Below are 11666 nucleotides of genomic sequence, written 5' to 3'. Positions count from 1 at the left end.
CTCAGATCACCTGCAGAACCGCGAACGCGATGCCGCCGACGACGGCGATCGCTCCGACCGCGACCCCCGCGCCGATCAGGCCGGCCTTCGTCGCGCTCGTGGTCGGCTTCGGCGCGGCAGAGTCGTCGACGTCGCGTCGCACGGCCGTCTGGCCGGCCCGGCGCGCGCGACGGGAGTCCTTGTTGACCGTGGTGATGACCGGTCCGCGGGCGACCGTGTCGGCGAGATTGATAGGCGTCGCAGCGGCCCACTCGGCAGCGGCGACCTCGAGTGCGGTCGGCGGCATGCCGAGCCCGTATTGGATGCGGCGCAGGTCTTCGGCGAACGCGTACATGGACGCGGGCCGCTTCGCCGGGTCTTTCGACATGCTTCGGGCCAGGATCTCTTCGAGTTGGTCGGGCACGTCGTGTCGGCCGATCGGCGTGTAGGCCGCCTTGGCCACCCGGGCGGTCAGCTGGTCGCGGTTGTTCTTGGCGCGGTCGGCGACCTCGAACGGGCTGCGGCCGGCGAGCAGCGTGTACAGCGTCGCGCCGAGGCTCCAGATCTCGCTAGCCACCGTTCCCGTGGTCTTCTCGGCGAGCACTTCGGCGGCACTCCACGGCACCGACATCGCGAACACGTCGGCCTCCTCGCCGTCGGCGGTGAGGGCCGCGGCGATGCCGAAGTCGGCCAGCACCGGGGTGCCGAGCGACGTGATGAGGATGTTCGACGGCTTGATGTCGCGGTGCAGCAGGCTCGACCGGTGCGCCGTCTCGAGCGCGGCCGCGATGCGCACGCCCGCGTCGAGCACCTCGCCCACGCTGAGCGGCGCCTTCTTGAACCGCGCGCTCATGGTGTCGGGGCAGTACTCCATCGCGAGGAACGGGCGGCCGTCGGCCGAGATGCTGGCCTGGTAGATCGTGACGATCGAGGGATGCGCGCTGAGGCGCGCCATGATGTCGGCCTCGCCGTTGAAAGTGCGCAACACCTCGGGGTTGATGGCGTCGCTGACCAGCACCTTGATGGCCACGACGCGGCGGGGCATGTCCTGCTCGTAGAGGAACACGTCGGCGAAACCGCCGGAGCCGAGCGGGCGGACGTACGTGAATCCGGGCAGCACGGGAGGCGAAGACGACTGTCTTCTAGCCATGACGCACCCCTCCCCCGTCGTGCGTGAGCACGTGACACCCGCTACCCCGTGACGCCGATCGACTACAGTCGTCGCGCGAGTGCCACTCCCGAGGATAACCCGGCTTCGACGCGCACGTCGAACCAATAACGCAACGTTCTTATCGGCGCGGTAGCGCGGCGACGATCTCGAGCCAAAATCCCTCGCCGACGTCGAGCACGTCGCCCTCGACGAGCGGGGTGCTCCGCCGGGCGTCGAGCAGCCGGGGGGCGCGGCCAGCCGACACCACGATCGTGCCGTTCGTCGATCCGAGGTCGCGCGCGGTGAGCCCGCCGTCGCCCTCCGCCACCTCGACGTGGGTGGCCGAGACCTGTCGCAGCGGCGACGGCACAGCCACGTGCACGGCCGACTGCGTGTCCGACCCGACCGACCACGGGCGTCTGCCCACCACGATCGGAGTAGCGGCGTCGATCACATTGCCGTCGGGAAGCAGCACCGCCAGCGCGGGAGCCGGAACAGGCGCGGAAAGCAGGGAAGCGACGGATGCGGCGGGCAGGTCGATGCGCGTCTGCCTCGGCGCCGGGGTACGGTGCGCCTCGGGCTGGGCCTCGGTCGCCTCGGCCGCTCTGACCCGCGCGAGGTCGACCGGCACCGTGAACAGGGTGGCTTCGTCCGCGGCATCCGGCTCTACCGCCACGGTCTCCGTCTGCTCGATCACTATCGAATGCGCGCGAACGACGCCGCGCCCGATCGGGAGGCTGGTCTCGCCCACAATGCCCGATTCGAGGGCGAGCGTGAGTGCGGTGACGCCGCGCGCCTCGCCCGTGATCCACGTCGCGCCGGTGGGGCCCGACAGCCGCGTCGTCGTCGACCCGTCGAGGTTCACCGTCACCGAACCGCGCACCGCGATGTCGATGGTGCGCTGCTCGGCGTCGATCATCTCGACGATGCCGAAGTGCTCGAGCCCGTGCCGTGCGACGAGCGAGTCGAGCACATCGTCGATGTGCGCCGGGTTCGCTTCGAGCGCCCGGTAGAGCTCGCGGGTCGCGGCGACCGGAGTGCCCGAGCCCAGCAGGCAGACGAACCTGTCGGTGACGACCGCGAATCCCGAGTCGGCCCCGTCGACGGCGGGCAGGTAGGCGAACACACCGTCACCCTACAGTGCGGTAATCCGCCGGGGGAAAGCACGGCGGGCCCCTCACCGAAGTGAGGGGCCCGCCGGTAGTTGCTAGCTGCTCGGTTTAGTTGTAGGTACCGGGCGTGTAGTCGTCAGACGAGAATGTGTCGAAGTCGACAAAGCTCAGGTCTGCTTCGCTGAACACCGAGTCATCCGTGAAGATGCGGTTCGGGTAGCGCTCGGCCTTGGCTTCTTCCGTCGCCTCGACAGACACATCGCGATAGCGCGGGAGACCCGTGCCGGCCGGGATGAGCTTTCCGATGATGACGTTCTCCTTGAGGCCCATGAGCGGGTCGCTCTTGCCCTCCATGGCGGCCTGCGTGAGAACACGCGTGGTCTCCTGGAAGGAAGCGGCCGACAGCCACGACTCGGTCGCGAGGGAGGCCTTGGTGATACCGAGGACTTCCTGACGGGCCGAGGCGGTCTGCTTGCCCTCGGTGAGTACAGCGCGGTTGAGCTCGTTGTACTTGAGGCGGTCGACGAGCTCACCGGGCAGGAGTCCGGTGTCACCGTGGTCGACCACGGTCACCTTGCGGAGCATCTGGCGGACGATGACCTCGATGTGCTTGTCGTGAATCGGCACACCCTGCGAGCGGTAGACGCCCTGCACACCATCGACGAGGTGCAGTTGAACCGCACGCACACCCTTGACCCGGAGAACTTCCTTCGGGTCGAGGTTACCGATGTGCAGCTGCTGTCCGAGCTCCACGTGCTGGCCGTCCTCGACGAGGAGGGTCGCGCGACGCAGAACCGGGTAGGCAACGGGCTCATCGCCATTGTCGGGCGTCAGAATCAGCTTGCGGCTGCGGTCCGAGTCCTCGATGGTGATGCGGCCGGCGGCCTCGGCGATCGGGGACGCACCCTTGGGGGTACGAGCCTCGAACAGCTCGGTGACGCGCGGCAGACCCTGCGTGATGTCGTCAGCAGACGCGATACCACCCGTGTGGAAGGTACGCATGGTCAGCTGGGTACCGGGCTCACCGATCGACTGGGCCGCGATGATGCCGACGGCCTCTCCGATGTCGACGAGCAGGCCGGTTGCGAGCGAGCGACCGTAGCAGACGGCACACACACCGACGGCGGACTCACACGTGAGCACCGAACGCACCTTGATGTTGTGAACGCCGGCGGCGAGCAGGGTGTCGAGGAGAACGTCTCCGACGTCCGCTCCGGCCTCTGCGATCACTTCGCCCTTGTCGTTGACGGCTGCCGTGGCGAGGCTGCGAGCGTAGACCGAGTTCTCGACGTTGGAGTCGAGCACCCAGGTGCCGCTGGCGTCCTGTGCTGCGATCGGCATGTCGAGACCCTTCGACGTACCGCAGTCGTCTTCGCGGATGATGACATCCTGCGAAACGTCTACGAGACGACGGGTGAGGTATCCCGAGTCGGCCGTGCGCAGTGCGGTGTCAGCCAGACCCTTACGGGCACCGTGAGTCGAGATGAAGTACTCGGCCACGGAGAGGCCTTCACGGTAGCTGTTGACGATCGGGCGAGGGATGATCTCACCCTTCGGGTTCGACACCAGTCCACGCATACCGGCGATCTGGCGGATCTGCATCCAGTTACCACGAGCACCGGAGGAAACCATGCGGAAGATGTTGTTGTCTACCGGCAGGTTGTCTTCCATCGCCTTGGCGACTTCGGCGGTTGCCTTGTTCCAGATCTCGATGAGCTCCTGGCGACGCTCGGCCTCGGTGGTCAGACCCTTTTCGAACTGGTCCTGGACCTTGGTGGCCTGCTTCTCGTAGCCCTGGATGATGTCGCGCTTGTTCGGCGGCGTCAGGATGTCGGAGAGAGCAACGGTCACACCCGAGCGCGAAGCCCAGTGGAATCCGGCGTCCTTGATGCGGTCGAGTGTTGCTGCGACCTCCACCTTCGGGTACCGCTCCGCGAGGTCGTTGACGATGGCCGACAGCTGGTTCTTGTCGGCAAGCGCCTCGGTGTACGGGTAGTCGACCGGGAGAGCCTCGTTGAACAGGGCGCGACCGAGGGTCGTCTCCTGCAGAACGCGGTCGCCCTGAACGAAGCCCTCGGGAGCCTCGCCCTCGGCGAAGTGCACGCCGTCGAGACGGATGCGCACCTTGGCGTTGAGGTCGAGCGACTTCTGGTCGTTCGCGAGGATAGCCTCGGCGATCGACGAGAACGCGCGGCCCTCGCCGGTTGCACCGGGGGTGAGCGTCGTCATGTGGTGCAGACCGATGATCATGTCCTGGGTGGGCAGGGTCACGGGGCGGCCGTCAGACGGCTTGAGGATGTTGTTCGACGCGAGCATGAGCACGCGCGCCTCGGCCTGCGCCTCGACGGACAGCGGCAGGTGGACTGCCATCTGGTCACCGTCGAAGTCGGCGTTGAACGCGGCACACACGAGCGGGTGCAGCTGGATGGCCTTACCCTCGACGAGCTGAGGCTCGAAGGCCTGGATGCCCAGGCGGTGAAGGGTAGGTGCGCGGTTCAGCAGCACGGGGCGCTCGCGGATGATCTCCTCGAGCACGTCCCAGACCTGCGGGCGCGAACGCTCGACCATGCGCTTGGCACTCTTGATGTTCTGAGCGTGCGACAGGTCGATGAGGCGCTTGATCACGAACGGCTTGAACAGCTCGAGAGCCATCTGCTTCGGCAGACCACACTGGTGCAGCTTGAGCTGCGGTCCGACGATGATCACCGAACGGCCGGAGTAGTCGACGCGCTTTCCGAGCAGGTTCTGGCGGAAACGACCCTGCTTGCCCTTGAGCATGTCGCTCAGGGACTTGAGGGCGCGGTTGCCGGTACCGGTGACGGGGCGTCCACGACGACCGTTGTCGAACAGCGCGTCGACGGCCTCCTGCAGCATGCGCTTCTCGTTGTTCACGATGATCTCGGGAGCACCGAGGTCAAGCAGACGACGCAGACGGTTGTTCCGGTTGATCACACGACGGTAGAGGTCGTTGAGGTCGGATGTCGCGAAGCGGCCACCGTCGAGCTGAACCATCGGGCGCAGCTCGGGCGGGATCACCGGGACGACCTCGAGCACCATGGCCGCCGGCGAGTTGCCGGTCTGCAGGAACGAGTTGACCACACGCAGGCGCTTGATGGCGCGGATCTTCTTCTGACCCTTGCCGTTGGCGATCTGGTCGTGCAGGTCGACGCTCTCGGTTGCGAGGTCGAAGGCCTGGAGGCGCTTCTGGATTGCCTCGGCGCCCATGAAGGCCTCGAAGTAGGTTCCGAAACGGTCCTGCAGGTCGTGGAAGACGGCATCCTCGGGCTTGAGGTCGCCGACCTTGAGGCTGCGGAAGTCGTCCCAGACGCGCTCGAGCTGGGCGATCTGCTCGTCGAACGACTTGCGGGCCTGTCCCATCTCCTTCTCGGCGGCGTCCTTGGCGCGACGCTTCTGATCGCTCTTGGCGCCTTCTGCCTCGAGGGCAGCCAGGTCTTCCTCGAGCTTGCCCAGGCGGTCGGCGATGCGGGCATCGCGCTGGCCTTCGAGGGTCTTGATCTCGAGGCGGAGCTCGTTCTCAAGGCCGGGCATGTCTTCGTGACGTGCATCGACGTCGACGGAGATGATCATGTAGGCGGCGAAGTAGATGACCTTTTCGAGGTCCTTCGGAGCCATGTCGAGCAGGTAGCCCAAGCGCGACGGAACGCCCTTGAAGTACCAGATGTGGGTTACGGGTGCGGCGAGCTCGATGTGGCCCATGCGCTCGCGACGTACGGAGGACTTGGTGACCTCGACGCCGCAACGCTCGCAAACGATTCCTTTGAAGCGGACTCGCTTGTACTTGCCACAGGAGCACTCCCAGTCGCGCGAGGGTCCGAAGATCTGTTCGCCGAACAGGCCGTCCTTCTCGGGCTTCAGGGTGCGGTAGTTGATGGTCTCTGGCTTCTTAACCTCACCGTGCGACCAGCGACGAATGTCGTCTGCTGTCGCGAGACCAATCTTGATTTCGTCAAAAGCGTGAACTTCGAGCAATTTAGCTTCTCTCTTAGATAACTGAAGTAGTTGTCGTCGGGTTCGGTCTAGATCTCGTCAATAGACGAGGACTCGAACCGGGTAGAGATGTTGATGCCGAGTTCCTCGGCGGCGCGGAAGACTTCGTCATCCGTGTCGCGCAGGTTCACGATGGATCCGTCGGCCGAGAGAACCTCGACGTTCAGACACAGCGACTGCATCTCCTTGATAAGAACCTTGAAGCTCTCGGGAATACCGGGCTCCTGGATGTTCTCGCCCTTGACGATGGCCTCGTACACCTTTACGCGACCGAGGATGTCGTCGGACTTGATGGTGAGAAGTTCCTGGAGCGCGTACGCGGCTCCATAGGCCTCGAGGGCCCACACTTCCATCTCACCGAAGCGCTGTCCACCGAACTGCGCCTTTCCACCGAGCGGCTGCTGCGTGATCATCGAGTACGGACCCGTCGAGCGTGCGTGGATCTTGTCGTCGACAAGGTGGTGCAGCTTGAGGATGTACATGTAACCGACGGAGACGGGCTGGGGGAACGGCTCGCCGGAACGGCCGTCGAACAGACGCGCCTTTCCGCTGTGGTCGATGAGACGCTCTCCGTCACGCGTGAGCGTGGTCGAGTCGAGCAGTCCTTCGATTTCCGCTTCGAGCGCACCGTCGAATACCGGGGTGGCAACCTTGGTTCCGGGAGCGGCACTGCGTGCTTCCTCCGGAATCGCCTCGGCCCACTTCGGCTTTCCGTCGATGTTCCAACCCTGCTTCGCAACCCAACCGAGGTGGGTCTCGAGAACCTGGCCGAAGTTCATTCGTCCGGGGATACCGAGCGGGTTCAGGATGATGTCGACGGGCGTTCCGTCGGCGAGGAACGGCATGTCCTCGACCGGCAGAATGCGCGAGATAACACCCTTGTTGCCGTGACGACCAGCGAGCTTGTCACCCGCGGTGATCTTGCGCTTCTGGGCGATGTAGACGACAACGCGCTGGTTGACGCCCGAGCCGAGTTCGTCGTCGTTGTCGGCGCTGAACTCCTTGACGGCGATGATCGTGCCCTGCTCGCCGTGGGGAACCTTCAGCGAGGTGTCGCGGACTTCGCGGCTCTTCTCGTTGAAGATCGCGCGCAGCAGGCGTTCCTCGGCGGAAAGCTCGGTCTCGCCCTTCGGCGTGACCTTTCCGACCAGGATGTCGCCGGGGCGGACTTCGGCACCGATGCGGATGATTCCACGCTCGTCGAGGTCGGCCAGGAGTTCCGGGCTGACGTTCGGCAGGTCGCGAGTGATCTCTTCCTTGCCCAGCTTGGTGTCGCGAGCATCGACTTCGTACTCTTCGATGTGGATCGACGAGAGAACGTCGTCCTTCACCAGGTTCTGGCTCAGGATCATCGCGTCCTCGAAGTTGTAGCCCTCCCACGGCATGAACGCCACGAGAAGGTTCTTTCCGAGGGACAGCTCGCCGTTTTCGGTGGCGGGGCCGTCTGCGAGGACCTCGCCGACCTCGATGCGGTCGCCCGCATTAACGATGACGCGGTGGTTGTAGCTCGTGCCCTGGTTGGAGCGGTCGAACTTGCGCAGGTAGTAGTCCTGCGTGCCGCCCTCGTCGAGCTGGATGGTGATGACGTCGGCCGAAACCTCGGCGACCACACCGGCCTTCTCGGCGGTGAGCACGTCGCCGGCGTCGATAGCCGCGTAGCCCTCCATACCGGTACCCACGAGAGGCGACTCGCTGCGCAGCAGCGGGACAGCCTGGCGCTGCATGTTGGCACCCATGAGTGCGCGGTTAGCGTCGTCGTGCTCGAGGAACGGGATGAGCGACGTTGCCACGGACACCATCTGGCGCGGCGAGACATCCATGTAACCGATGGTCTCGACGGGGATGAGGTCTACCTCGCCACCCTTCTTACGTGCGAGCACGCGAGGGTCGGCGAAGTGGGCGTCGGCCGTGAGGGGCGCGTTTGCCTGGGCGACGATGTAGTCGTCTTCCTCGCTGGCGGTCAGGTAGTCGATGGTGGTGGTGACCTTGCCATTGACGACTCGACGGTACGGCGTCTCGATGAAGCCGAACGCGTTGATGCGAGCGAACGATGCGAGCGAACCGATCAGGCCGATGTTCGGGCCTTCCGGGGTCTCGATCGGGCACATGCGGCCGTAGTGCGAGGGGTGAACGTCTCGAACCTCGACGCCTGCACGCTCACGCGACAGACCACCCGGGCCAAGGGCCGACAGGCGGCGCTTGTGGGTCAGACCCGCGAGCGGGTTGTTCTGGTCCATGAACTGCGAGAGCTGGCTGGTTCCGAAGAACTCCTTGATCGCCGCGACGACGGGGCGCACGTTGATCAGGGTCTGCGGGGTGATCGCTTCGATGTCCTGCGTGGTCATGCGCTCGCGGACGACGCGCTCCATGCGGGAGAGACCGGTGCGGACCTGGTTCTGGATGAGCTCGCCCACCGCGCGGATGCGACGGTTGCCGAAGTGGTCGATGTCGTCGACGTCGAGACGCACGTCGACCTTCTTGCCATCGCGGACACCCTTGACGGTCGACAGGCTGTTGTCGTGCACCGTGACGTTGGGGGCGGACTCGTCGTGCAGCGAGACCAGGTACTTGATGGTCGCGAGGATGTCCTCGAGGCTCAGTACGGAGTCTGACAGCGGAGCGTCGATGCCGAGCTTGCGGTTGATCTTGTAACGACCAACCTTCGCGAGGTCGTAGCGCTTCGAGTTGAAGTAGAAGTTGTCGAGGAGCGCACGCGCGGCCTCGGCGGCAACCTGCTCGCCGGGACGGAGCTTGCGGTAGATGTCCTTGAGGGCTTCTTCCTTCGTGAGGATGTTGTCCTTCTCGAGGGTGAGCTCGATCGACGGGAAGCCCTTGAACTCCTCGAGGATCTGCTCGCTCGTGAGGCCGAGGGCCTTGAGGAACACGGTGACGCTCTGCTTGCGCTTGCGGTCGATGCGCACGCCGACCTGGTCACGCTTGTCGATCTCGAACTCGAGCCATGCGCCACGGCTCGGGATGATGCGAGCGGAGTAGATGTCCTTGTCGGACAGCTTCTCGGGCGTGCGGTCGAAGTAGACACCGGGCGAACGCACCAGCTGGGAGACGACGACACGCTCGGTGCCGTTGATGATGAACGTTCCCTTGATGGTCATGAGCGGGAAGTCGCCCATGAAGACCGTCTGGGTCTTGATCTCACCCGTGAGGTGGTTCATGAACTCGGCGTTCACGTAGAGAGGAGCAGCGTAGGTCTTGCCACGCTCCTTGCACTCGTCGATCGTGTACTTCGGCTCTTCGAGCTCGGGGCCGGTGAACGACAGCTGCATGGTTTCGCCGAGGTCTTCGATCGGAGAAATCTCCTCGAAGATCTCATCGAGACCAGAGCGGGTCGGAAGGTCGGTGCGGCCCTGGGCCAGACCTTCCTCGACACGCTTTTTCCAGATGTCGTTTCCGACGAGCCAGTCGAAGCTCTCGGTCTGCAATGCGAGCAGATCGGGAACCGTCAGGGTGTCGGTAATCTTTGCGAACGACACACGCGATGCGGTGCGGCCGTTCTTAGTGGACTTTTTGGTGGACGCGTTGCGCGCAGCAGCCAAGGAAATAACCTCCGTGGACCCCGTCGGGCCTTATGCCGGTAGAAACCGACTGTCGGTAATGAAATGCTCACCAGGACCTAAAAAAGGCCTACCCCGCCGCTATACTCGGGGCGCACCAACTGTCCACAATATGACTGCATGGTTGTCTGGGAGCGCAAAGAACAACTATAGGACAGAACAGTCCCGCGTGTCCACCTATTCCTTGACCACAATCGTGGATTCGGCTATAAGACCCCACGGAGCCCAGCTGCAATGACCGACCTCGCCCCGTACGCGGCCTGGGACGACCTCTCGTCGTCGGCCCGCGAGGACCTCACAGCCCGCGTGGTCGTGGTGGGCGCGGAGTCGACCGGCAAGACCACACTGACCCAGGACCTGGTGAAGCACTACCGCGCACGAGGCGGCATCTGGAAGAACACGCTGTGGGTGTCGGAGTTCGGCCGCGACTACACGGTGCGCAAGATCGCCGAGCTGGGCATCAGTTTCGACGACGACGCCGAGTTCCGCAGCGCCGACTGGACCTCCAAGGACTTCGCGGTGATCGCCCTCGAACAGCAGCGCCTCGAAAACGCGGCGGCATCCGCCGGTTCGCCCGTTCTGTTCTGCGATACCGACGCCCTCGCCACCCAGATCTGGGAGCGTCGCTACCTCGGCAACGAGTCGACGGCCGCCCGCGATGCCCTGCCCACGCTGCCGCCCCGCGCCCTGTACCTGTTGACCGACCACCGCGACGTGATGTTCACGCAGGACGGCATCCGCGACGGCGAGCAATTTCGGCCGACGATGACCCAGTGGTTCGTCGACGAGCTCCGACTGCACGGCGAGCGCGGCCAGTTCGTTCGCGGCAACCGCGCGCAGCGGCTGGCCGAGTGCGTCACGCTCATCGACGAGGTTCTCGCCGAGAGGGCCGCACAGCTCTAAAGACCCCGCGGTGTGGCATGGTCAATAGATGAACGAGATACCGTCGATCGTGCTCAGCCACAGCGGCTACCGAGCGGTGATCGAGACCGACCGCTGGGTGCCCGGCTCGTTCACGCTGATCGTGGACGGCACACCCCAGTCGCACGTGAACCTCGACGACCCGGCCGAGCTGTTCTTCGAGTACATCCAGCGTATGGGCCACGTAATCGACCAGATCGGCATGCCCGGCCAGCCGATCACAGCCGTGCACCTCGGTGCCGGCGCCTTCACCCTGCCGCGCTACATCGAGGCGACGCGCCCCGGCTCACGCCAGCAGGTCGTCGAACTCGAGAGCGACCTCGTCGACTTCGTGCGCAAAGAGCTGCCGTGGTCGCCCCGCGCGCAGATCAAGGTGAGGCACGGCGACGCCCGCGAGGTGCTCGGTAAGTTCCCGGCGGGGCTGCGCGGCTCGGTCGACCTGCTCGTGGTCGACATCTTCAGCGGGGCCCGCACCCCGGCCCACGTGACCAGCCTCGAGTTCTACACCGAGGCCGTCTCGCTGCTCTCCGACGACGGTATCGTGCTGGTCAACGTGGCCGACGGACCCGGCCTCGCCTTCGCCAAGGCCGCCACCTCGACGCTCGCCGCGGTGGTCGCCGACGTGGCGTTGCTCGCCGAGACCCAGATTCTCAAGGGGCGCCGCTTCGGCAACGTCGTGCTGGTCGGGTCCCGGTCGCCGCTGCCGCTCGAGTGGATGCCGCGCATCCTTGCCGGCGGGCCGCACCCCGCCAAGGTCGTCGCGGGCGCAGAGCTGCGCGCCTTCATCGCGGGCGCCCCGATCGTCACCGACGCCACGGCCATCCAGTCGCCGCCGCCCGCCAAGAGCGTTTTCCAGGTGCGTCCCTGACGCCCGGAGGGGCAACCTTTCGACGCTGAACACGGCCGTGAGGGTCGATTCGTTGC

At 65.2% G+C, this 11666-nt stretch carries 6 protein-coding genes; 2 read left to right on the top strand and 4 right to left on the bottom strand.

Features of this window, described 5'->3' with window-relative positions; all coding sequences use genetic code 11:
* Position 1: 1 nt before the first annotated feature.
* The 4 genes from IEV96_RS13765 to rpoB all read right to left on the bottom strand — a co-directional run bounded on the left by IEV96_RS13765 (position 2) and on the right by rpoB (position 9803).
* Positions 2-1129, bottom strand: coding sequence for a serine/threonine-protein kinase (locus IEV96_RS13765; RefSeq protein WP_188511343.1), 1128 nt, complete (start codon positions 1127-1129; stop codon positions 2-4).
* 139 nt (positions 1130-1268) lie between these two features.
* A complete protein-coding gene (locus IEV96_RS13760) occupies positions 1269-2255 on the bottom strand; it encodes an FHA domain-containing protein (RefSeq protein ID WP_188511342.1) in 987 nt (328 codons plus the stop codon).
* Positions 2256-2349: 94 nt separating this feature from the next.
* A complete protein-coding gene (locus IEV96_RS13755; RefSeq protein WP_188511341.1) occupies positions 2350-6231 on the bottom strand; it encodes a DNA-directed RNA polymerase subunit beta' in 3882 nt (1293 codons plus the stop codon).
* A gap of 47 nt (positions 6232-6278) precedes the next feature.
* Entirely contained in the window at positions 6279-9803 is a 3525-nt protein-coding gene (gene rpoB / locus IEV96_RS13750) for a DNA-directed RNA polymerase subunit beta (RefSeq protein ID WP_188511340.1), read from the bottom strand.
* Between the two features lie 252 nt (positions 9804-10055).
* Between rpoB and IEV96_RS13745 the strand changes: the two genes are divergently transcribed.
* On the top strand, positions 10056-10724 hold the full coding sequence (locus IEV96_RS13745; RefSeq protein ID WP_188511339.1) for an AAA family ATPase: 669 nt from the start codon (positions 10056-10058) through the stop codon (positions 10722-10724).
* A 28-nt stretch (positions 10725-10752) separates the two neighbouring features.
* Complete coding sequence (locus IEV96_RS13740) at positions 10753-11610, top strand: spermidine synthase (protein WP_188511338.1); 858 nt, start codon at positions 10753-10755, stop codon at positions 11608-11610.
* The last annotated feature ends 56 nt before the right edge of the window (positions 11611-11666 follow it).

It is taken from the genome of Conyzicola nivalis, from assembly GCF_014639655.1.
Taxonomy (GTDB): domain Bacteria; phylum Actinomycetota; class Actinomycetes; order Actinomycetales; family Microbacteriaceae; genus Conyzicola; species Conyzicola nivalis.
The sequence above is the reverse complement of the archived record's forward strand: the minus strand, read 5'-3'. Positions and strand labels throughout refer to the sequence as shown.